We start from the raw sequence: 22,503 nt of genomic DNA, 5'->3' as shown, positions 1-22,503 counted from the left end.
ATTTTTTACAGCTGTTTTGGGAGATTTATACAACCTGAGTCTTTCTCATACGATAGCTCTGGAGGCTATGGTCCTGCATTATCTAATAAGCTACATCCATGCAGTGATCACATCAAGGCATATTAGCTTGTAAAGTTGCTGTGACAATAACCTCGTCGGTTAAACACTACCGTTAAACGTATCCTAGTTGACATTTTTTTAACATACGAGAAAATGGCTAAGTGAACAATGCTAAAGTTAGTCGATAAAAATCGCTAACAATAAATAAGCAGACAGAAACAATAAAGTTATAAAGCAGACACTATAATCATAACTTATAAAAACAAAACTATAGCGGCTTGATTTAATCTAGGTATTTACCTGTATTACTAAATAACTACAATAAATTAACTGCAACCTATTAATATAAAAGAGAACTTTTCATGAAAAAATCTTTAATAGCTCTTGCCTTGGCAACTACCTTTCTTGGTGGTTGTGGCATGTTTGAAGCGAGTAACGACAGTAATAGCAGCCTTGTCGCCAGTAAAGCAGAGTTAGGCAGCTTTGGCGTTGATTTAAGTGCACGTAATGAAGCGATAAAACCCGGTGATGACTTCTTTATGTATGCCAGTGGTACTTGGTATGACAATTTTGTTATGCCTGCCGATAAAACCCGCTATGGTGCTTTTACTGGTTTAGCTGAACGTAGTGAAAAACAAGTAAAAGAGATTATTGATGATATTACCAGCCGCAGCGACCTTAACGCCGATGAGCAATTAGTTGCTGACTTTTATCAGGCTTATATGGATACTGAAACGGTCAACAAATTAGGCATCAGCCCAATTCAGAGTACTTTAGACCAAATTAGTGCAGTTAAAAACACTAAAGACTTAACCAAGGTATTTGGCGAAGCATGGTTAACGGGCACCGAGTCTCCTATCGGTGGCTATATGTGGTTTAACCGTTTAGATCCAAATCAGTATGAAATGTCTATTGGTGCTGGCGGCTTAGGTCTTCCTGATCGTTCTTACTACTTAGAAGAAAGTGAGCGTTTTGAGACAACGCGTAATGCCTATGTAGCGCATATTGCGACTATGCTAGCTTTTGCTGGTATTGAAAATGGCCAAACACGTGCTGAACAGGTTTTAGCACTAGAAACGAAAATAGCACAAGGCCACTGGCCACGTGAGAAAAAACGTAACCGTGACTTAAGCTTAAATCAAGTTAAACGTGCTGATTTAACTAAGCAATATCCTGATTTTGACTGGGATACTTACTTTGCTCAATCTGGCTATAAAGTGCCACAACTTAATATCTCTCAGCCAGAGCCAGTTAAGGCCATGATTGCTTTAATCAATTCAGAGTCATTAGCTGTTTGGCAAGATTATTTAACATTCCATACTATCAGTGGTAACTCAGACTTATTGTCTGATGAAATTTATGCCGCTAACTTTGCTTTTTATGGTAAAGAATTAAATGGCCAAGAAGTGCCTCGTCCTCGTTGGAAACGTGCTATTGGTGAAATGTCAGATACCGAATCATTAGGTTTTGCTATTGGTAAAGTTTATGTAGCGCGCTATTTCCCTGAAAGCTCAAAAGTACAAATGGCGCAGCTGGTTGAGAATTTACGTACAGCACTTGGCCAACGTATTGACGGACTTGACTGGATGGGTGAAGAAACTAAAGTTAACGCCCACGCTAAGCTTGAGGCTTTCAACCCTAAAATTGGTTACCCTGATGTATGGCAGGAGTTTGACGGTGTCACAATTTCTAAAACTGATTTAGTTGGCAATATTAAAAATCTTCGTCAATTCTTTAATGCCGATAGCGTATCAAAAGAGTTGATGAAAACCGATCGTACTCGTTGGGGCATGACACCACAACGCGTAAATGCTTACTACAACAGTTCATTTAATGAAATTGTCTTCCCGGCAGCGATTTTACAACCGCCATTTTTCGACCCTAAGGCCGATGCCGCGGTTAACTACGGCGCTATTGGTGCCGTAATTGGCCATGAAATGGGCCATGGCTTTGATGACCAAGGTTCAAAATCTGATGCTAATGGTATTCAACGCAATTGGTGGACAGATGCAGACAGAGACGCCTTTGATGCGAAAGCCGATCAGTTAGTAGCGCAATACAATAAGTATGAACCTATTCCAGATAACTTTGTTAACGGCCGTAACAGCTTAGGCGAAAATATTGGTGATGTTGGTGGTTTAGCAATGGCCTATCATGCTTATAGATTAAGTTTAAAAGGCGAAGAAGCGCCGGTGATTGACGGTGTTACTGGTGACCAACGATTCTTCTTAGCATGGGCACAAGTATGGAAAGAAAAACGTACTGAAAAGAGCATGTTAAACCAGCTACGTGGTGGTACTCATGCACCAGGACGTTTTCGTGCTCAAGCTCCACGTAACCACGATGCTTGGTATAAAGCCTTTGACGTAAAACCAGGTGATGCGCTTTATTTACCAGAAGATGAACGTGTTCGTATTTGGTAATATGGGTAATTATTAACTTTTGCCAGACAAACAAAAATGCCAGTCAATAATATTGACTGGCATTTTTATTTCGTAGGATGATATTTTAAATTCTATTATCAGAGAAAACTGTATTAAATGAATTTTATGTTAAAGCAATCAAATTCAATGAGAATAAATGTTCAAAAACAAGACGCTTGATTGAGCAATAGCTGGCTATTGTGATTGAAAGCAACGACGTTATTGGATATTTAGGCCATTAATATTAGTTAAACTTAAAACGTGATACTAATTCATTTAAGTGCATTGCTTTTTCTCTTAGCTCACTACATGCAATAGAGGTTTGCTGAACTATCTCGCTATTAGCACGAGAGATATCAGCAACAGCAGTAACATGAGGGTTAATTTCACCGACCACATTAGATTGCTCTCCTGTCGCCGTGGCTATTTGTAAATTCATATCATTCATAATAGCGATGCTTTCAGAGATACTTTCTAAGTGTTTACCTGAATGACCCGCCTCAGTTTGACTGTTAGTGCTCAATTCGGTGCTTTGCGAGATAGCTAAAACCACTTCTTCGGTTTTAGCTTGCAGCTTTTCAATAATATTTCGAATTTCTTCCGTCGAATCATGACTGCGAGATGCTAAGGTTCTTACTTCATCCGCAACCACGGCAAAACCTCGACCTTGTTCACCCGCACGGGCAGCTTCAATAGCGGCATTAAGCGCCAACAAGTTAGTTTGCTCTGAAACACTACGTATTACTTCCACAACGGTGTCAATAGAGCGTGCATCTTCAGCCAATTGCGTGATCATAGTACTGGTTGAAATAAGTTGCTCACTCATAGCTGAAACGCTCGATATGGTTTGCACAACAGAGTCGTTACCTTGCTGCACGGTGGCATCTGCAGCTTGCGCACTCTGTGCGGCATTATTAGCGCTACCGGCAATTTCTTCTGCTGTCATGCCCATTTCATGCATAGCCGTGGCAATTTGTTCAACTCGACTCACTTGCTCATTAATTTCAGCTTCCATTGATTTAGCTTGAGAGTCAATTTGTTCAATCGCCTCCGCAAGCTCATTACCAGTATTAGAAACCTGTTGCATTATTTCACTTAAATGGCTAACAAATTGATTATATCCCTTTGCCATTGTACCGGCTTCGTCTTCACGAGAATCATCTAAACGACGGGTTAAATCACCACCACCTTTACCAATTTCAGCTAACATATCGGCCACTTGACCAAAAGGTGCAATTAAACGAGAAATAAGCCATGTACTAACAAAGGCAGAAATTACCGCAATAATAATGCCCATCATCACAAGTGCCCAAGTCAATTTAGTTAGCCCACCTAGTACCTCATGTTTTGGTACCTCAGCAATGACATACCAACCAATACTATCTAGGTATCGGCTAGCTATAAGGGTTGTCGTACCGTTTTGAATAAATTCTGTAGAACTAAATTGTGCTTTCGATAAAAGACTTTGATTATCAATGACACCGAGATCAGACAATCTCTTACCGATAAGTTGTGTATCAGGATGGAGCTTAACTATGCCTTGTTGATCGACTAAGAACACTTTCCCTGTTTCTGCAATACGGTACTGACTAATGGTTTTAGCCATATTCTCTAATGATAAACCTACTCCCACTACAGCGCTGGGCTCCCCTGAAACTCTCATCAGGTAATTAATAAACAAGGTGGGAATATTGGTTTCTTCATCAATATCTAGAGCAAGTTCATATTGCTTGCCGCTATTGATAAAATTATAAAACCATTGATCATTATTATCTTGTGGTGACAGAGTTTTAAAAAGTCCACCTGGGGTGAAATAGTGTCCGCTATTGGCTGACACTAGAAAAGCGCTAATAGTATCAAATTCACTCTGAATATTTTTCAAATAAGAAATAAATTGTTGATGTTCACCTCTTGGTTCACCATTGGCAATAAATTGCTGAGAATAAAGGTTACTCGACATGGTTTGCGATACCGTAATAGGTAGCAACAAATGTGCATCTAAATCATTGGCAACCTCACCCAATGCTGCGGGTAATTCTCTTTCAATGGCAGCCTCCAAAATAATGGCTCTACTTGAGCTAAGTGCAAAAGCACTAACGATCACAATAGATAGCACCACGGCAGTCAAGGTAGTAAGTACAACTTTACGGCGAATAGTTAAATTCAACATAGATAAATCTCTTCCTTTGAAAGTAAAAAACGAACTGAAATGGGGCTAAAATAAGAACTAAAAACTGACTATAAAATAAAACTATCCGCTAGCTTAAGCTACTGGATAATTTCAGCTTATTTAAATAAAGCACTTAGCCAATTTAACTATAGACCACATAGCATTATTATTTAAAAAACTTACCCTAGCTTAGTTAATAATTTCATATAATGAAAAACTAAGCTTATCTATAGAGTTATCGGCCATTATGCGTATTCCTGAAGTAGAAAAACGATAAAAAAGATATAAAAAAACCAAGCAGTTAAAGCTTGGTTTTTAAGTTTATTACCATTCATCATGATTAATGAAAATAAGTGGATAAAGGTAGGTTATTTCTCTGTTTTGCTTAAATATTTTTTAAACCAAGCAAGGCTATGTTCAATTTTAGTGATCATTCTTGATGGCTTACCAGCAATTCCGTGCGGTGCTCCAGGAACTTTAATCAACACAGTATCAATTTTTCTCAATTTAAGTGCCTGATAAAATTGTTCTGTTTGCGCCATTGGCGTACGTAAATCCTCTTCCCCTGTGATCAGCATAGTTGGTGTGGTGACATTACCAACCAAAGACATTGGCGAACGTTTCCAGTAATGCTCAACATGTTCCCATGGCATACCCGGAAACTGTGTCGGTATTTGCCCTAAGCCACTATCAGCCGTCAGCACTTTACTTAACCAGTTAATCACTGGCTTAACAACAACAGCCGCAGCAAAACGATCTGTTAAACCAATAGCGTAAGCAGTGGCTATACCACCCGCAGAGCCGCCAGCGATAAATAAGTTCTGCTCATCGATAAAGCCCATATCTACCATGGCATCTACACCTGAGTTGTGATCAGCAAAGTCTTCTTTAGAGCTGTACTTGTATTTTAATAACATGGCAAAACGTTCGCCATAAGAGCTACTACCACGATGGTTATCATAGAAAACCACATAACCTTGTGCGGCAAAACGTTGTAACTCAGCAGAAAAATGTGGGCCATAAGCCAAATGTGGACCGCCATGGATCTCTAGAATCAAGGGGTATTGTTTCTTAGGGTCGAAGTTTGGCGGGGTGATATACCAACCTTGAATAGGCTCACCATCAAAAGATGATTTGTAATTCACTTCGTGTACTTTGCCTAGCGTTTTATGACCAAATAAATCTTCATTTAATTGTGTTAACTTCGATAACTTCTTACGAGTATTAATAACAGCAACATCCGCTGGGCGTGAAGAACTACCTTGAGTAAAGGCCATATAGCCTTCGTTTGAAGCAGTAAAGCTACCACTGATATAAGGTCGACCAATACTGGTGCCCGCAAGCGTGTTGGTTAGATCTTTTATTTTTCCTTTAGTGCTAATAGTGGCCAATTTACGTTTACCAAAATCATCATAACTTATTGCTAATAATGAGCTAGATAACCACTGCGGATCTCTTATTGAACGATCAAAGTCACGGGCAACGGCAGTCACTTTTTTAGTTTTCCAATCCATAATGTTTAATTTGGCATTACGGTAGGGGTTTAGCGCATTTGATGTAGATAAAAAGGCTAGCTTTTTACCGTTTTCTGAAAATACTGGATTAAACTCTTTACCTGGTTTTCTTGTTAATTGCTTCAGCTCGCCACCTGCTAAGTTCACTTGATACAAGTTACCTTCAAGTGATTTATATTCCCAATCTTTGATACGGTTAGCTGAAAATACTATGCCATCACTGTTCTTAGTCCATGTAAGTGTACCTTTGTGATGAAAGTCACCTTGAGTAAGCTGACGTGGTGTACCACCTTCACTCGGTAAGACAAAAATATGTTTGTAACCCGGTTTAACTAAACCACGACCATCCGACTGATAATAAGCTTTATCAATCACTACAACGGGCTTAGACCATTTAGCCCCTTTAGGTTTTTTCGGCATTTTGGCAATCACTGTCGCCGGCTCAGCAACAAGTTGGCTAAACGCTAACCATTTACCATCAGGTGACCAAGTCAAACTACCAATGCCACCTTGTAACTGACTAACAAGTGCTGTGCGATTTTGCTTTAGATAATGCACATGTACTTGGTAACTGCCCGTTAAGTTACTAATAAATGCAATTTTTTCGCCGTCTGCTGACCAGCGCGGCGATGAGTACTGTTTATCATCAGAAAAAAGAGGTATTTGTTTTTTAGATTTAACATCAATCAACCACAAGTTTTTATTCTTGTTATCGGTCATGATGTCATTAGAGTTTCTGATATAAACGATCTTACTGCCATCAGGCGATATTTGTGGCTCACTGGCATATTCCAGCGAGAAAATATCTTTAGCTTCAAACAGGCTATTAGCCGAAATACTGGTAGTTACAGCACTATTAGCCATAACACTGTTCGCTACAGTAAGGAATGGTGCAGTTACGACACTAACAGCCAAGACTAATCGATAAGAAAATCGAGAAAAAAAGCGCATTGGTTTACTCCACGGTAAAAAGTGAGCTTGACATGTACTCACATCATTTGGGTTTAGATTAAGAGGGCTAATATTGTATACAAAGAAGCGACTGTTCACATGCGTTATCACCGAGTTCTATCTTGTATCTTGGTACATTAGTCGCAAGTTTGTAGTTATCAGCCCAGACAAGCTTTAAAAAATCCTTCAAGCGAAGGAAAGGTAATAAGAAATTTATTACGGCTAATATAAGTGAATATGATCGAACTAAGGTGTTATAAAAGCAGTTATAAAGTGTCTTATTTTGATGTTTATATTTTAAATAGCAGCAATGCCAGTTAGTATCTAGCCTGCCTTGAAAGTTCAAGAAATCGTTTATTCACTTCATTATCATTTTAAACATCAGTGACAGTGATAAATAACAATTCAGATGGAAATTAACATGTTAAAAAAGATAAAAATCTACGGCTCAATCTTCATTATATTAGTTATCGCATTACTCATATTTAAGAGCTTATCGAAGAATGAAGTGGGTGATGTATCGCTAGGGTTCTTTACGCTAAAGGACATAAAAGTGTCGTCTTTAGATGATGATAAAATTTCAGGTGTAACTTGTCACATAGCATCTATTGAAGCTAATTTAAGTCTATCTGATCCCAGTGACAGTTCTATATCTTGCCGTCAAACAGGTGATATAACCGCTGAAATGATAGCAACAATCGATAAGAGTAAATCTGGTGAAGTAGTGTTTAAACAGTCGAAAAGTATCTTCTTCAAGACCATGAAAGTTCGACGTATTTATGATGCTGAAAATCAAACCCTGCTTTACCTTTCTTATACAACCAAAGAAACAGATGGTAGTTACAAACACAGCCTTTCTACTGTGCCATTATGGGGAACAAAAGCTTTTATAGAGCACAAAATCATTTCAAACAGATAGTATTATGAAGGTAGTTAGCCTTTTTATTACTAACTACCTTATACCTGCCAGTTCCCCTCTTTAACGATTACTTCACTCTATTCACAAAACCCCACCACTACAAGATAACAATAACTAAATAATAATAACTACATACCACCACCAAATAAGAATAACTCTTATTGTAATTTAGTTTAAATAAATCATTTAAAAACACTAATACACAGCTTATTTATTGTATAAAAGAAACAAAGCACCTCAAAAACAAGTAACAAAAGAACGATTATGTAATTTAATTACATAAAAACTTTACAGGTGAGATTAAATTAGTATAATAACTCTATTCCTTAGGGAGCCAAACACACATTAATTACATTTATTTGTATAGAGGTTTACATGAAAAACATATTACTAGCATTAGCAATCATATTATTTGCCAGCACTGCGCAAGCATCAACTGCCAACAAGAAATTTGTATCCATAGATAATACCGTCGCTAGTAACTTATGTGTTATCGCAGCTAAAGATGGGTACAAAGCAGCAGTTGACCATGCAAAGATTTCAGGTGAAAAAGATTTAAAACGAATGATTTGTAATGGTAAGAGCATTAAGAGATTTGCTAAATATTTTGAAGTAAAAGAAATTTTATCAAAAGAAATATTAGTTGTTCCAGCAAATAATTCTTTTGAGTCAAATATATGTGCTCAAGCAGTGAAAAATGGCCTTGAATCAGTTAACTCAGATGATATTAACCAAACCATTTGCAATGGCCAACAAATAGTTCATTTTGTTAAACGCTACTCAAATTCCTAATCATTTGTAATCCCTTACATTGATTTTTTCGGCCACGTTTTTAACGTGGCTTTTTTTTGCCTATTGTTTAACGATTATTTTTGGTTTTTGTTAGTAATGACTTTGGTTTTACTTGGCTTTGCCTATGTTTATAAGCTTATAGCTCTAGACCTTAGGCAAGGTCACGCTAAACTGGGCACCTTTTAAACTTACTGAGTTATCAATGCGAATATTACCGTGATGCCACTCAACAATACGTTTAACAATGGCAAGACCCATACCGTAACCTTTCACTTTTTTTTCGCTGTTTTCACCTCGAATAAAAGGTTTTAGGATTTGTTCTCTTTGCTCGATAGCAATACCTTGGCCATCATCGCTAACCGTGACAATAATATTACTGCCCTGCTCAGCTACAGAAACGTGAATTTGACTGTGGCAATACTGATAAGCATTTTGTAATAAATTACTCATCAACACCAATAAATAGGAAAGATCGCCATCAACCATTACCTGCTGTTGAGGTACCTGCAAAGTCAACTTGATATCATCTTGGCTTTTATTGTTAATACAAGTATTGATCAGTTTCTTAAAATCTACTGGCGCTTTATTTAACGTGATTAAGGTTTGATCTAAACGGGCGTAACTCAATAAACTTTCCACCAAATCGACCATTTCATCGACATTATCACTAATTCTTCGCTCAAACTTTTTACGTAATACCGGATCATCTTCTTCTGCAATGGTATCAATACCAAAGCGGATCCGAGCGAGGGGTGTACGTAAATCATGAGAAACAGCACTACTCAGTAACTTTATATCGGTTACTAAGTCATCAATACGTTGTGCCATACGGTTAAACTCTAATTCTAAATCTCGGATATAAGAAATAGTGCCAACATTTATCCGTTGATTTAAATCACCTTCGCCAAAGGACTTGGCTGTTTGTCGTAAAGTCATTAACCTTTTTGCCAGCGGATAAAGCCAAACTAACATTAAGGCCAATACCGCCAAATAAAACAAGCTGGTAAGAAAAATGGGCAATAATGAATTACTTTGGTTGGTTTTTTGTGGCGGTGTGGTTAATACCAATAGCTCATCAGTAGTGGCGAGATAAAAATGTAAAGAAATACTGTCATCGGTTTCCAGTAATAACGGTTGACCAGCAGTTAAATCGTCGAGTAAGGCTTGCGGTAAAGGGAAGTTTGCTAAAGGCTGTAATCGTAATAATAAGCGGCCTTCGTTTGGCCATTTATCAATAAATTCTTGACGATTATCGAGTACCGATAGCGTTACTGCCAAGTGAGTACCCACTTGCTCTAAAACACTGATAGCATCTTGCTGCTCTGTTCTGAATTGTTGTTGCTCTTGTTCATTATATTGATTTAGGTATTGATTATAAATGCCGTCAAACATCCAACCTAAACCAATAGTCGCTATAAGCACTACCGCTAGAAGAGAAAGCGTTAAATTACGCATAAAAGTGAATCCTAAAGATTTTATAAAAGTGGTGAGCTAGCGCTAATTACCAGACATCATTGGCAAATAAGTAGCCTTTACCCCAAATGGTTTTAATGCGAAAAGGCTCTGATGAATCATCTTTTAGTTTTTTACGTAACCTTGAGATGCGTAAATCAATGGAACGGTCAAAACCATCATAATCAAAACCACGAAAGTGACTGACCAGCTCTTTACGAGAGACCACTTGCCCAGCTTTGTTGGCAAGAAACCATAAGACATCAAACTCATTAGAGGATACTTTTATCGATTCGCCATCAAGAATAACGCTGCGCGCCGGTTCACTAATCACCAAACCATTAAATTTGAGTACACCATTTGAGGCAAGTTCATCAACAAGCTGTTGCTTAGCTTTATCTTCCGAGCGAGATTTGTCCTCACGACGAAGTAAACCTCGGATCCGAGCAAGTAATACCCTCGCCCGAACGGGCTTAGTGATATAGTCATCGGCGCCCATCTCTAGCCCGAGCACCTCATCTATTTCTTCGTCGCGCGCGGTGATCATAATGATAGGGTTAGTAAAGGTTGCTCGCACGGTTTTACAGACATCAAGTCCATCCATACCGGGTAACATACCATCGAGTAACACGATATCAGGATTGAGCGAGCCAATAAGTTCAACCGCCTCATCCCCTCGATGACAAGTGGTGACTTTAAAGTCGCGGGCAGTTAAATAGTCCGCTATCCACTCAGCGAGATCAATATCATCTTCCACTAATAAAATATGCGAACCCGTTTGCGCTACCATCTATTATTTATCCTAATTTTGTTTTAATGCTTGTCTTGATGCTTATCTTAGTCATTATTTCAATTGAAATATCAACTGAAATAGCAGCTGCCATTCCAGAGAGTGATTCCACGATTAAAAGATACGCCATGATTTTCTTGGCTGACCTTTTTTCTTATGTACCCAAGCCATTTTTACTACCGCGGTGGCGACAGATAAGCTGTCATTTTGACGCCTTAATGAAAACTCTAAATTGACCTTACTATCAAATGATTTTTTCAATTCACCCTGAGTAGTGTTTACCCAGCAGTTAAGTGCTTTATCAGCCCCCGAGGTATATAAGCAATAATTACCAGGAGTAGCCACTTGCCAAGTTAACTGCACCGAAACATAACAGGCTTGTCCTTGGCGCATAGCAACACATTGCTCTGGGCTTACCTTCATACTTGCTTGAACCTCAGTAGCGTTAGCAACCGAGTTTATCGCTAACAATATCAGTAATAAAGCAGAGGTTTTCATTTGTATTAGCAGTCGTTTTAGCTGCTTGGTCATTTTTATAGAGAGCATCTGCATGACCCCCTAAAAAACATATGTTAGTAAAAGGCCAGCACGGTAACCATCTTCAACGGTATCTTGGCGAGCAGCAATGCTGCGTTCAGACAGCGCGTTATAACCAACATAACTGCCTATCACCCAATCTGTGGTTAATGGGTACTCAACCCCAATCTCAGCCGAATAACTGATACCTGCACTGGTCGATAAATTATCCTCAGCCCATGTTTGCACGCCATAAGGTGTTACTTCTTTTGAACGATATTGCAGACCAAGGTTGGTGTAGAAGTTGGTATTTCTAAACTGTAAGTTATAGCTATAGGAAATAGAAGCTTCGATACCATCACTGCCTTCACCATTACGACTAACGGGTGAATAAATCATTTGCAGCTGAGAATTTTCATAAAATCCGGTCATTCTCAGCCCAGCACGTTCATCTTCGTTACGGGTTTGAATACCTTCTAAACCTTCAATGCCGCGAGTACTGTATTGGTAAAACAAGTCAAAAGAGTAATCTTCGCTATTGTAAAAATTGACTCCCCAAGCAGGCATTGAATACATGCCTTGGATTCGACGAGTACTAATACCTGGCGACTCCATAAACAAACCAAGTAACTGTACGCGGTAACTAATGGCGACATCAAACTCGGATTCGGTATCTACATTAGCAGCATAGGCATAATCATCACCAACACTGCTTATGGCACTGACATCAACGTAAAAGCCATCACGACGGTTTTGGAAAAAACGATGAATAGTTTCACAATTTTCATCGTCATCGTCACAGCTGTGCGATTTATGGCTTTCATCATCACAGTCTCCAATGCAGATTGAGAATTCATCATCGTCATTAGTGTTTTTCGTTGACGCTTTGCCTTTTTCAGGATCTTTGGTTTGTTCTTTCGATAGCTCTTTAGTAGCTTCTTTACCGTCTGCTTGATTATCTGCTTTTACTGAAACTTGGCTACTCACTTGCGCTGTTGAACTTGCTTCTTTCTTTTTTGCCTCTTCATTAGCACTAACGGCAAATGAGGTTAAAAGAACACTGGTGGCAACTAAGCTGGCTACGGTTGTTTTTGTTAAATTTTTCATAGATTCCCTGTGAACGTCTGTATTTGATAACCGTAATATTAACTAAGCATTGAACAAATAGACGTAACACAAATTAAGCCGATGTATCAATTTGTATCATATATTGACGTAATAATAACATCGACTTACATCTAGAGGAATGGTGAAAGAAGTAACTAAGACTGGGGTGCTTTAAAAGTAAGCTGATTAGCTATGTGTTAGCGGCTCATTGTTAAATAATTAGCCTGGTAGTTATAATAATTAGAATCAGCTCTAAAAAGTGCTGTTTAGCTATTTTTAGACTAATCTTAAATTATTATTTTAAACGCTTTCAAAGGGAGCAAGCTATAAGCAATGACTGTCAACAGGAAGATCTCGCTGGCTTTTATAATATGCCTATTAATTATTATCATTAGTAGTCTTTTCAGCTACCGCAGCACCCAACAGCTTATCGTAACAGGATCATGGGTTGTCCATACTTATGAGGTTAAATCTGTGCTTGAAACGGTTATTTCAGAGTTGAAAGACGCTGAAACAGGTCAGCGAGGCTACTTGCTTACAGATGAGATTACCTATCTAAAGCCCTACAAAATTAGCGTTGCCAAAATAAATCATAATCTGAATAAGCTAAGTTCCTTGACCAATGACAATAATCGGCAGCAACAACACCTTTCCCGACTAACCATGCTAGTTAATGCAAAACTTCAAGAACTTAAAGAAACCATAGAACTTGCCAAAGGGGGTTATAAAGACGACGCCATTAAACTTATCTTAACGCATCAAGGCAAGAGGATCATGGATGATATTCGCATCATTATCGATAATATGGCATTCGAAGAAACACACTTATTATCAGAACGACAGCAACAAGCCAGTAAGGCGATCAAGATAGCCAACTTTATCACTTCCACTGGTGGCTTGCTGACGCTTATATTTATTGGCTGTATTGCATTCTTTATTAAGCGTGAAGCCACCCGATACATAGCTGAAAGGGAAAGAGCTAACAGCGCAATAATATCGAGTGAACAAATGTTTCGTAACCTGATGGAGTCTGCTTATGACGGCATCATAATGGTAGATAACAAAGGGAAAATAGCGAGCGTGAATGAACGACTGATCATCATGACTGGCTATACCAAAACAGAACTAATTGGCCATCAAGTGGAATTGTTAATACCAGAACGATTCAGTAACCACGATAAGCTTCGTGAAAATTACCTTGGTAAGCCTTATACCCGCGCAATGGGGGCTGGTAGAGAGTTATGCCTGCAAGGTAAAAGTGGTGATGAAATTCCCGTTGAAATAAGCTTAAATCCAGTAACGATCAATGATGAGCTATTAGTTTCAGTGTTACTCCATGACATTAGCAAACAAAAACGCATGGAAGATGAATTAAGATACTTGGCCTGTCACGACGCTTTAACTGGGCTCTATAGCCGTAATAAGATGGATTTAAAATTAAATGAAGAAATTCAAAGAGCGTCCAGATATAAGCATAGTATGTCAATTTTCATGCTTGATATCGATCATTTCAAAGACGTTAATGATACGTATGGCCATGATGTCGGGGATGAAGTACTCAAACACATTGCAAATGAAATTGAACGCTCCATTCGTACAACTGACTTTGCTGTACGTTTCGGAGGGGAGGAATTTATCATTATTCTGCCAGAAACCATCACTGAAAAAGCCGAAGAACTCGCCGATCGACTGCGCAACAGTATTGCTAATTTTAATATGACCACTAAGTCTGATAAAAACATAAAGCTAACGGTGAGTATTGGTATTGCCACCTACCCAAATCACGCAACAACCATCCCTGACTTATTGAAAGCTGCAGATACGGCTATGTATGCCGCAAAAGAAGCTGGACGGAATCAGGTTATGGTCACTTGATGGGTATGAGCTACGACTTAACATACATCACTTAAATGTCTACTTGCTCACCTTGTTTAATCTAGATAAGTACTCAGCTAGAAAGCAAAAAAACAGGTAAAACCTTCAGGATGAGTATCAGTAAAAACAGCTAATACGAGTACTGCTCAAAGGCGGCAATATCTCTTCGTAAACGACGCTGCTCTTTTATCACTTCGATTTCACGCCATTTACGTTTTTGTGTTTTACCCCTACCCTTTTTATCAGGTCTGGTTAATTCATCCTCTGCTAATACGTCCTCATCATGCCAATATCCATTGTCCATATTACTCTCCAATCACTTAACTTTATTTAACTTAAGTGGCAATTTAAAGTAGTTATATGAAACTAATATGAAGACAAGATGACGTTTTAGTGACGGCGCCCACAAATGTTTGTTAATTTGCAGGCCATTTATCAGCCGTGATGTTATACCAGTTCCATTAATTAGGTGATCTACTTTATACGTAGAAAAAATTGCCAAATACAAGGCATTTACTTTAATAACTAGTTGTTCTAATTATTAAATAAATAACGAAGTAGTTGGTCATTTTGGAAAGTAGAAATGATCACATAGTTAGTGGGATTGGTATTAACTTAACTGGCTTCTTGTGATTTAATTTTCAGGCCTTTTAAGAAAGTCGATAAAACATCATCCGAGCAATCTCTATAATGCTTATTACTTACGTTTCTAAAAAAGGCACTTAACTCATATTTACCTAAGCTAAGGTCTGCTAGCTCTAGAATGCTAATCACCTCTTCTGCTTTTAAAGACATAGCAATTTTAATTTTATTAAAAATCATGTTATTGGTTAATTGCTCTTCAGTTTCACGTGCCGGACCATCACTTGGTCCTCGTTTCTCAATAATCAAACCATTTAAGAAACTAGCAAGTTCTACATCAAGTATCTCTTGGTAGGCCGCATCATCTTTTTCTTTGAAATAGTTTGCTAACTGCTGTTCACTAATTTCACATTGGCTTAAGGCAAAGATAGTGCGGATTTTTTCATCCGTTAAGTCAAAGATAGTACTGAGGCGGCGTAAGATGTCATTATTAATCATTTAAAAACCTAAAGGGTGTCGTGTTCTTGAGTTGCTTGAATAGTTAAATAAATAGCTATTTAAAATAACTTTCAAAAGATGCACACATTATAACTGACTCTGCACTGATAAGCGTGCTTTGATTACAAATATGAATTTTACTCGCGACAAAGTAATTTACAAAAATAATGATGAATAACGTCCTGTTTTTCAAAAGCATAGATTGTGTTTTTTTCTAGTCAGTATAAAATACCAGCGACTTTAATCATTGTTAATAAAGGAAATTCAATGAGTACAATAGATACCTCTATCACACAACTCGAAACTCTCACCATGAAAGCCTATGAACTTGGCCTAGCTTATGCGCCAAAATTAGCTTTATCGATTCTTACTTTACTGATTGGCTTATGGATCATCAGCGGCATCAGTAAACTAGTGAAAGCCTCCATGGAGCGCTCAAAAGTCGACCCAACCTTGATCCCTTTTATGGGCAGCTTGGTTTCTTGGATACTTAAACTACTACTCTTTATTTCTGTTGCTTCTATGGTCGGTATAGCGACAACCTCATTTATTGCGGTACTCGGTGCGGCGGGTTTAGCTATTGGCTTAGCACTACAAGGTAGCTTAGCCAACTTTGCTGGTGGTGTATTAATTATGATATTCAAGCCTTACAAAGTCGGTGACTTGATTGAATCTCAAGGTCACTTAGGTGTTGTTAAAGAAGTACAAATTTTTAATACTATTTTACTTTCACCACAATCAAAACGCATTATCATCCCTAATGGCTCAACCTCTAATGGCTCAGTGGTTAACTACACAGTTGAAGGTAAAATTCGTGTCGACTTAAGCGCGGGTGTTTCTTATGACGCAGATATAGATCAAACCAAAGCTGTATTAATGGCGGTACTGGTTAGCAATGACAAAGTACTGCAAGAGCCAGCTCCCTTTGTCGGTTTATCTGAGATGGCTGACAGCTCGGTGAATTTTGTTGTTCGACCGCACTGTTTACCTGAGCATTATTGGGATGTTTACTTTGAAGTTAATGAAGGCATTAAGAAAGCCCTTGATAAAAATGGTATTACTATTCCGTTCCCGCAGCGCGATGTACATTTGATTCAATCGTAACTAAAACAAAAGCTAAAACGATTACTACCTTCTTATTCGAGAGAGTTTCCTCCTAAATAATAGTAGATAAATATAAAAAACCGCGTTAATGACTAACATTAATGCGGTTTTTATTTAACGCTTTATAATAATTTACGTCATAGCTTTATTTAGCTGGCCATGGACTTCTTACATTGCTCTTTTTCGCCTGATCATTACTCGATTTAGCACTACGTGGCTTAAGGCTAAAAGAACTCGAACTACGAGGTTTAGCACTGCGCCCTTTACTTGTCGATTGGCGGCCTTCTCCTTGACTACTTCTAGCTTTAGCATTTTTAGGCACAAAATTTAAAACCGATACCGGCACCATTTTTTTCACGGGGAACTCACTAAACTCTTTGCGTTCAATAATATGGCCTAAACGACTTTCAATGGCACAAAGCTCTCTAAAGTTATCTTTAGAAACGAGCGATACCGCCTCACCTTCCGCGCCAGCTCGACCAGTTCGACCGATACGGTGAATATAATCATCTACTTGCGCAGGTAAATCATAATTTACCACTAGGCTAAGATCACCAATATCAAGCCCTCGAGCAGCAATACCGGTTGCCACTAGAAACTTAATTTTTCCTGATTTAAAATCGGCAAGTATTTGTTCACGAATATCTTGTGTTCGGCCACTATGAATACTTTCTGCGGCAATACCACGTTTTTCTAATTGGCTTACCAGTTTGGCAGCGCCGTGTTTAGTTTCGATAAAGATAAGTGCTTGTTGCCAGTTTTGCGTGCTGATTAAATGACTCAGTAATGCTGACTTATTGGTTTTATCGGTGGTCACTAACCACTGCTTTATTTTAGGTTTAGAGGCTTTATCGCCAGCAACGCTAATTTCAACGGGCTTATGGATAGTCCTTTTTGCTAAACCACGAACATCTTCTGAGATAGTGGCAGAAAACAATAGATTTTGACGCTGTTCAGGCAAGCGCTCAATAATTTTATTGATGTCATCAATAAAGCCCATATCAAGCATTCTATCGGCTTCATCAAGTACCAACATATCCAATTCATCAAAATACAGAGCTCTTTGATGCGCCATGTCGAGTAAACGTCCTGGCGTGGCAACAAGAATATCTACACCCCAAATCAAGCTTTGCTTTTGGGCTTGCGCATCAACACCGCCGTACATTGCCATAGAGCTAATATCTAAGTGCTTAGCATACTGACTAATACTGGCTTCAACTTGTACCGCAAGTTCACGCGTAGGTACCAGGATAAGCGCACGAATGCGTTTGCCGCGAAGTTTCTGATTGGCTTTTTTATAACGGCTGTTGAGCTGTTCAAGTAAAGGTAAAACAAAACTAGCGGTTTTACCTGTGCCGGTTTGCGCGGTGGCAATAAGATCTCTACCCGCTAAAACGTGAGGTATCGCTTTGTTTTGAATCGCTGTAGGTTTTTCATAACCTAAATCAGCTAAAGCAGTTAAAATTGGCGCGGATAATTTAAGTGTTGAGAAGGACATAAGGTGTCTCGAGAGCAAAAGAAACTGTTCTGAACAGCCTACTTATGGGGTTAACGAATGGGCTAACTGATAAATAAAGGCTGACAGCATAATAATGGCTGCATTATAACAGCAATCCACATAGCCTAGTAGCTAACGCGATCATTAGTTGTAAGCTGCGCCTTTTGTATTTACCTAGGGGAAATATCTGCCGGTGAAGTTTGTCCTTGAGCAAGTACTCCGGAAAAGTGTACACCACTGAGTAGCGCTATTTCCCTATGCCAAGTCGATAAATCATCTAGATCAAATTGATTTAAATCATGATGACCACAAGCGCGTGCCATAACCTGCATCAATTGCGTTGATGCATCAAAGAAGTTACTCAATTGCTTGGATGATTTTTCAATGTTTAAGCGTTGACGTAAATCGGCTTTTTGTGTGGCAATGCCCGCAGGACAATTATTGGTATGACACATTCTTGCGGCCACGCAGCCGATAGATTGCATAGCACTGTTGGCTATCGCTATACCATCAGCCCCCAGAGCAAGCGCTTTCACAAAGTCCATAGGCACACGTAGTCCGCCAGTAATAATGAGCGTGACTCGGCCACTAGCGCCAACTTTGTCAAGATACCGTCTCGCTCTAGCAAGCGCTGGAATAGTAGGTACACTGATATGGTCTCGAAACATCTCTGGCGCTGAGCCGGTACCACCACCGCGACCATCTAAAATAAGGTAATCAGCACTGGCATCTAAGGCAAATTGAATATCTTGCTCGATATGATTAGCACTTAATTTAAAGCCGATGGGAATGCCGCCGGTAATAGCTCTAACATGATCGGCAAAGTTTTTAAAATCACTGACACTAACTAAGTCTTTAAACGTTGGTGGTGACACCGCCGCTTTACCTGGTATTAGCCCCCTAACTTGTGAAATTTTACCAACATTTTTACTGGCTGGTAAATGCCCGCCAGTGCCTGTTTTCGCAGCTTGACCTCCTTTAAAATGAAAGGCTTGCACATTTTTCAATAGCTTTTCATCATAACCAAACTTGGCACTAGCGAGTTCATAAAAATAACGAGAATTAGCTGCTTGCTCCTCAGGCAACATGCCGCCTTCTCCTGAGCAAATACCCGTACCGGAAAGCTCAGCACCTTTGGCTAAAGAAACTTTAGCCTCTTCGGATAATGCGCCAAAACTCATGTCTGAGACAAACAAGGGGATTTTTAACTTTAACGGTTTTTTAGCTTGTGGCCCAATGACCAGCTCGGTGCTGACACTGACATCTTCCATTAGTGGTTTACGCGCCATCTGCGCTACCATAATTTGCAAATCATCCCAGTGCGGTAATTGATACCTAGGCACGCCCATTGAGGTCATTGGCCCATGTTGACCAATACCTGCTACACCTTCTTTAGCCAGTTGATGAATAAACTCTACCGTTGGCTCTTCTTTTGTGGCACTTGCTATCGGCGTATTAATGATTGAATTAGTGATTGAAATGGCTTGTGATTCTTTTTCACTGCCTATTTGCTCTTTGGTCAATTGTTTATGGCTACCATCACAATAAGGTGCATTGCCCGTTTGTTTACATCGACATAAATAAGCATCACCACTTTCTTCGGCAACGAAGCGCTGTGATTTAAGTCCGGAGCCCTTATGTGAGCCATCACAAAAAGGCTGGCTCTGTGAACGACCGCAGGTACAAAAGTAGTACTCTTGGTCTTTATCTAAACTCACTTTAATCGGTTTAATATCAGCAATTATTGCTTTTGCCATGGGATGCCCTCATTTACTAGCTATAAATACGTTAACTGAGATAAATAAACTAAGTATCAAAAACTTAGTCTAAATAATTAAAAAACATATAGGTAAATATAGACATAAATAGCCTTAAACACAGGCAGTGGAGAAAATAGAGCTAAGATAAGGGGGGATTACCGAGCACATTTTTAGGACAAGTAAAACTTAACCAGTCTTGGCTTTGATCGCTAAACTTAGCCAGCCATGCTGTTATCGCTTGCTGCTCATTATTTTTATCTACGCTATTTAACGCCGAAGCTTCGGCAATCATTTCAGTGGTTAAATTAACTTTTTTTAGCAATTGATAAACACAAGGCCAACGATTTTTAAGCCCCGGCCAAGCTGCTTTTTTGATAAGAGTTACCTTGGGGTTACCACAATCAAAAGTCATCTCTTTGTTGACCCCCCATGAAGGATCTTGCTCACAGGATTTTTCAAAATCAGGAAACTCAACAAAGTCTCCTTTGATGCGAACATCAACCCAGTTAGGCTGCCAATTAAGTAAAATTATTGGTTTAATATTTTTCTCAGCTGCACGTAATTCTTGCCAAAGTTGTTGCGCATTGTCTAAACGCTCAATGGTAAAGTTCAACTCTAGTGCCCTGATAAGCTCCGCATCTCGATAATTCCACGGCCCGGTAAAATATACTCCTTTTGAGCCACTGCCCTGTCGGCTAAAAATAGCTGAACACTTCTTTAATGCTTGCCATTTAGGCAATCCCGGACATAATTCTTTCACATAAGATGGATACCACCAATCTTCTCTACCAATTGCGCGATGTAAGCCCATATCTTCAACATAACCTTTACTAACAGCCTTCATAAATGGACCATCATCATGGCTTTGCCAAAGCTCTACTTGGAAATGAATGAATCCTTTTCTTAAAGCACCCAGTTCAAGCGTGGAGTTCATTGGTAAATAATCTACTTTATAGCCTAATTGCTCAATTTTATTACCGACAATCTTGATGAGTAATTTCTGGCTAGCCCAGTGATTTACTGGCAAAACTATCGGTTCATCCGCTGATGAATATAACTTAGTAGAGGTAAAGATGAGTAAAATTAATAGCAAAACACGCACTTGTAGGTGCCTTATAACGAATAACTGTTTTATAAGTATAGCGGTGAGTTTAAAAATGAGAACAATATGGAGAACCAAAACAGACAGAACATAAGTAAGAACTAACCTAGCGTTGCTTTAGTTACAGTAACTTCTCCCGTACCAGGGTAATAGAGCATTTGCCAATTTTCTTGGCCTTTAGCTGGATTATCAGCAATATAATTGAAATAACAATAGGTATCAGGCGCAGTTACTACTCCACCATAATACCAGTAAACTATATCGATTTCGCCACCGAAAGCATCATCCGAATGTCCTGCGATTTGAAAGTCTTGCTCGAGCAACCCCTGCCAAAGCTCAGCGCAAAAACTTGCTGTCAGCAGTGTGCCGTCTGCGGTATTTTCACCTAAGGGGAAGCCAGTGACAGTAGAATCTATATCACCTGCGCCAAAACACTTTAGATCTTTAACATAACCTGGCGATGATTGAGCTAGCCAACAACTATGGTATAGATCTACGGCACTTTCAAAAGAAGCAAAGGTGGCATGGGCCACACTATCATGGGCATCTTGAGTTAGATTAATAAAACGCGGTAAAGCGGTCACTGACAAAACACCAAGAATAACAATCACTGTCACTAATTCAATTAACGTGAAACCTTTTGAACGCATACTTACACCAAAACCTACAACTTTCGCGCATTGTATACGATATATAGTACAAAGCATAACCCTAGTCTTGTCTGTTGATCTTATTGAGCTAAAGTGCAGGCAGCTAAGTGGATAAATAGTCCCGTGAATCTAATTAAGTCCTAGTATTTTCAATAAATTTTAATATTTATATTTAACAATATTGAGCTATCTCAAGGTTTTGAATTAATAGACAACTTAAAGTGTAGGTTTAACCTTTTGGTAAAATTACGGTACACTAAGCAAAGTAAACATGGACTAAGCTCAATATAATTGGATATATATTAAATTTATGCACAACACTGACCAAGCACCATCAACAACATTTATTAAAGATATTCCCTTAGGAAATGTTTATGTGATGAGCCATTCATTTTTTTCTGATGTTGTTAGAATCGGCTGTACGCCTGAAGACCCCCGAGAGTATGCTAAATCGTTATCCGCAAAAACCATTGGTGAATATAGCGTGGCTTTTTCATTACAATGCAGCAACCCGTGTAAAGTAAAAAAGCAAATAAAAGCCTATTTGCACGCACAAGAATATACTAAAGAATTTTACCAAGTTCCTGCTGATGTTGCGGCAAAATTACTTAGAAGAGAGACTTTAAAAATACCCAGTTTAACTGCACTTTAGCTCCTGCTTCGCTAAATTCCAGCCAACATTAACTAACCTTAGCTAAACTCTAACTGAATCAAACAGCTTTACTAAGTATCGACTAACA

18 protein-coding genes are annotated in these 22,503 nt (G+C 38.8%); 6 read left to right on the top strand and 12 right to left on the bottom strand.

Features of this window, described 5'->3' with window-relative positions:
• Positions 1-422 precede the first annotated feature (422 nt).
• Complete coding sequence (locus HRT55_RS10515; RefSeq protein WP_291621052.1) at positions 423-2,483, top strand: M13 family metallopeptidase; 2,061 nt, start codon at positions 423-425, stop codon at positions 2,481-2,483.
• 244 nt (positions 2,484-2,727) lie between these two features.
• Here HRT55_RS10515 and HRT55_RS10510 read toward each other — a convergent pair whose 3' ends face one another.
• Together HRT55_RS10510 and HRT55_RS10505 are read right to left on the bottom strand one after the other, a co-directional pair.
• Positions 2,728-4,653, bottom strand: a complete 1,926-nt coding sequence (locus HRT55_RS10510) for a methyl-accepting chemotaxis protein (protein ID WP_291621050.1) — start codon at positions 4,651-4,653, stop codon at positions 2,728-2,730.
• A 368-nt stretch (positions 4,654-5,021) separates the two neighbouring features.
• Complete coding sequence (locus tag HRT55_RS10505; RefSeq protein ID WP_291621323.1) at positions 5,022-7,031, bottom strand: S9 family peptidase; 2,010 nt, start codon at positions 7,029-7,031, stop codon at positions 5,022-5,024.
• Positions 7,032-7,539: 508 nt separating this feature from the next.
• Between HRT55_RS10505 and HRT55_RS10500 the strand changes: the two genes are divergently transcribed.
• Together HRT55_RS10500 and HRT55_RS10495 are read left to right on the top strand one after the other, a co-directional pair.
• A complete protein-coding gene (locus HRT55_RS10500; protein WP_291621048.1) occupies positions 7,540-8,037 on the top strand; it encodes a CreA family protein in 498 nt (165 codons plus the stop codon).
• A 375-nt stretch (positions 8,038-8,412) separates the two neighbouring features.
• Positions 8,413-8,829, top strand: coding sequence for a hypothetical protein (locus HRT55_RS10495; RefSeq protein WP_291621046.1), 417 nt, complete (start codon positions 8,413-8,415; stop codon positions 8,827-8,829).
• A 144-nt stretch (positions 8,830-8,973) separates the two neighbouring features.
• On the opposite strand, the gene HRT55_RS10490 is transcribed toward HRT55_RS10495, so the two are convergent.
• The 4 genes from HRT55_RS10490 to HRT55_RS10475 all read right to left on the bottom strand — a co-directional run bounded on the left by HRT55_RS10490 (position 8,974) and on the right by HRT55_RS10475 (position 12,694).
• A complete protein-coding gene (locus HRT55_RS10490) occupies positions 8,974-10,284 on the bottom strand; it encodes an ATP-binding protein (RefSeq protein ID WP_291621043.1) in 1,311 nt (436 codons plus the stop codon).
• A 46-nt stretch (positions 10,285-10,330) separates the two neighbouring features.
• Positions 10,331-11,071: a response regulator gene (locus tag HRT55_RS10485; protein WP_291613925.1), complete on the bottom strand. Its 741-nt coding sequence runs from the start codon at positions 11,069-11,071 to the stop codon at positions 10,331-10,333.
• 114 nt (positions 11,072-11,185) lie between these two features.
• On the bottom strand, positions 11,186-11,617 hold the full coding sequence (locus HRT55_RS10480) for a DUF3019 domain-containing protein (RefSeq protein WP_291621041.1): 432 nt from the start codon (positions 11,615-11,617) through the stop codon (positions 11,186-11,188).
• Between the two features lie 12 nt (positions 11,618-11,629).
• Positions 11,630-12,694 carry a MipA/OmpV family protein gene (locus HRT55_RS10475; RefSeq protein ID WP_291621039.1) on the bottom strand — a complete coding sequence of 355 codons (1,065 nt, stop codon included), beginning with the start codon at positions 12,692-12,694 and terminating at the stop codon, positions 11,630-11,632.
• 333 nt (positions 12,695-13,027) lie between these two features.
• Here HRT55_RS10475 and HRT55_RS10470 point away from each other — a divergent pair, with 333 nt between their 5' ends.
• Positions 13,028-14,569 (top strand): diguanylate cyclase, encoded by a 1,542-nt coding sequence (locus HRT55_RS10470; protein ID WP_291621037.1) that lies wholly within the window; start codon positions 13,028-13,030, stop codon positions 14,567-14,569.
• 130 nt (positions 14,570-14,699) lie between these two features.
• On the opposite strand, the gene HRT55_RS10465 is transcribed toward HRT55_RS10470, so the two are convergent.
• Together HRT55_RS10465 and HRT55_RS10460 are read right to left on the bottom strand one after the other, a co-directional pair.
• Positions 14,700-14,873 (bottom strand): DUF3545 family protein, encoded by a 174-nt coding sequence (locus HRT55_RS10465; RefSeq protein ID WP_291621035.1) that lies wholly within the window; start codon positions 14,871-14,873, stop codon positions 14,700-14,702.
• 311 nt (positions 14,874-15,184) lie between these two features.
• Positions 15,185-15,649, bottom strand: coding sequence for a DUF1456 family protein (locus HRT55_RS10460; protein WP_291613913.1), 465 nt, complete (start codon positions 15,647-15,649; stop codon positions 15,185-15,187).
• Positions 15,650-15,916: 267 nt separating this feature from the next.
• Here HRT55_RS10460 and HRT55_RS10455 point away from each other — a divergent pair, with 267 nt between their 5' ends.
• Complete coding sequence (locus HRT55_RS10455) at positions 15,917-16,753, top strand: mechanosensitive ion channel domain-containing protein (protein ID WP_291621033.1); 837 nt, start codon at positions 15,917-15,919, stop codon at positions 16,751-16,753.
• A gap of 145 nt (positions 16,754-16,898) precedes the next feature.
• On the opposite strand, the gene HRT55_RS10450 is transcribed toward HRT55_RS10455, so the two are convergent.
• The 4 genes from HRT55_RS10450 to HRT55_RS10435 all read right to left on the bottom strand — a co-directional run bounded on the left by HRT55_RS10450 (position 16,899) and on the right by HRT55_RS10435 (position 21,763).
• Positions 16,899-18,251, bottom strand: a complete 1,353-nt coding sequence (locus HRT55_RS10450) for a DEAD/DEAH box helicase (protein ID WP_291621030.1) — start codon at positions 18,249-18,251, stop codon at positions 16,899-16,901.
• Between the two features lie 170 nt (positions 18,252-18,421).
• Positions 18,422-20,008, bottom strand: coding sequence for a glutamate synthase-related protein (locus tag HRT55_RS10445; protein WP_291621028.1), 1,587 nt, complete (start codon positions 20,006-20,008; stop codon positions 18,422-18,424).
• Between the two features lie 142 nt (positions 20,009-20,150).
• Positions 20,151-21,113 (bottom strand): ABC transporter substrate-binding protein, encoded by a 963-nt coding sequence (locus tag HRT55_RS10440; protein ID WP_291621026.1) that lies wholly within the window; start codon positions 21,111-21,113, stop codon positions 20,151-20,153.
• A 101-nt stretch (positions 21,114-21,214) separates the two neighbouring features.
• Positions 21,215-21,763 (bottom strand): type II secretion system protein, encoded by a 549-nt coding sequence (locus HRT55_RS10435; protein WP_291621024.1) that lies wholly within the window; start codon positions 21,761-21,763, stop codon positions 21,215-21,217.
• A gap of 310 nt (positions 21,764-22,073) precedes the next feature.
• Between HRT55_RS10435 and HRT55_RS10430 the strand changes: the two genes are divergently transcribed.
• Positions 22,074-22,415, top strand: a complete 342-nt coding sequence (locus HRT55_RS10430; RefSeq protein ID WP_291621023.1) for a GIY-YIG nuclease family protein — start codon at positions 22,074-22,076, stop codon at positions 22,413-22,415.
• Positions 22,416-22,503 lie beyond the last annotated feature (88 nt).

Origin of the sequence: Colwellia sp. (genome assembly GCF_013214175.1) — a bacterium.
Lineage (GTDB): Bacteria > Pseudomonadota > Gammaproteobacteria > Enterobacterales > Alteromonadaceae > Colwellia.
The sequence above is the reverse complement of the archived record's forward strand: the minus strand, read 5'-3'. Positions and strand labels throughout refer to the sequence as shown.

Coding starts and splice junctions, on each gene's coding strand:
- HRT55_RS10515 (WP_291621052.1), top strand. CDS start 423: ATGAAAAAATCTTTAATAGCTCTTGCCTTGGCAACTACCTTTCTTGGT.
- HRT55_RS10510 (WP_291621050.1), bottom strand. CDS start 4,653: ATGTTGAATTTAACTATTCGCCGTAAAGTTGTACTTACTACCTTGACT.
- HRT55_RS10505 (WP_291621323.1), bottom strand. CDS start 7,031: ATGGCTAATAGTGCTGTAACTACCAGTATTTCGGCTAATAGCCTGTTT.
- HRT55_RS10500 (WP_291621048.1), top strand. CDS start 7,540: ATGTTAAAAAAGATAAAAATCTACGGCTCAATCTTCATTATATTAGTT.
- HRT55_RS10495 (WP_291621046.1), top strand. CDS start 8,413: ATGAAAAACATATTACTAGCATTAGCAATCATATTATTTGCCAGCACT.
- HRT55_RS10490 (WP_291621043.1), bottom strand. CDS start 10,284: ATGCGTAATTTAACGCTTTCTCTTCTAGCGGTAGTGCTTATAGCGACT.
- HRT55_RS10485 (WP_291613925.1), bottom strand. CDS start 11,071: ATGGTAGCGCAAACGGGTTCGCATATTTTATTAGTGGAAGATGATATT.
- HRT55_RS10480 (WP_291621041.1), bottom strand. CDS start 11,617: ATGCTCTCTATAAAAATGACCAAGCAGCTAAAACGACTGCTAATACAA.
- HRT55_RS10475 (WP_291621039.1), bottom strand. CDS start 12,694: ATGAAAAATTTAACAAAAACAACCGTAGCCAGCTTAGTTGCCACCAGT.
- HRT55_RS10470 (WP_291621037.1), top strand. CDS start 13,028: ATGACTGTCAACAGGAAGATCTCGCTGGCTTTTATAATATGCCTATTA.
- HRT55_RS10465 (WP_291621035.1), bottom strand. CDS start 14,873: ATGGACAATGGATATTGGCATGATGAGGACGTATTAGCAGAGGATGAA.
- HRT55_RS10460 (WP_291613913.1), bottom strand. CDS start 15,649: ATGATTAATAATGACATCTTACGCCGCCTCAGTACTATCTTTGACTTA.
- HRT55_RS10455 (WP_291621033.1), top strand. CDS start 15,917: ATGAGTACAATAGATACCTCTATCACACAACTCGAAACTCTCACCATG.
- HRT55_RS10450 (WP_291621030.1), bottom strand. CDS start 18,251: ATGTCCTTCTCAACACTTAAATTATCCGCGCCAATTTTAACTGCTTTA.
- HRT55_RS10445 (WP_291621028.1), bottom strand. CDS start 20,008: ATGGCAAAAGCAATAATTGCTGATATTAAACCGATTAAAGTGAGTTTA.
- HRT55_RS10435 (WP_291621024.1), bottom strand. CDS start 21,763: ATGCGTTCAAAAGGTTTCACGTTAATTGAATTAGTGACAGTGATTGTT.
- HRT55_RS10430 (WP_291621023.1), top strand. CDS start 22,074: ATGCACAACACTGACCAAGCACCATCAACAACATTTATTAAAGATATT.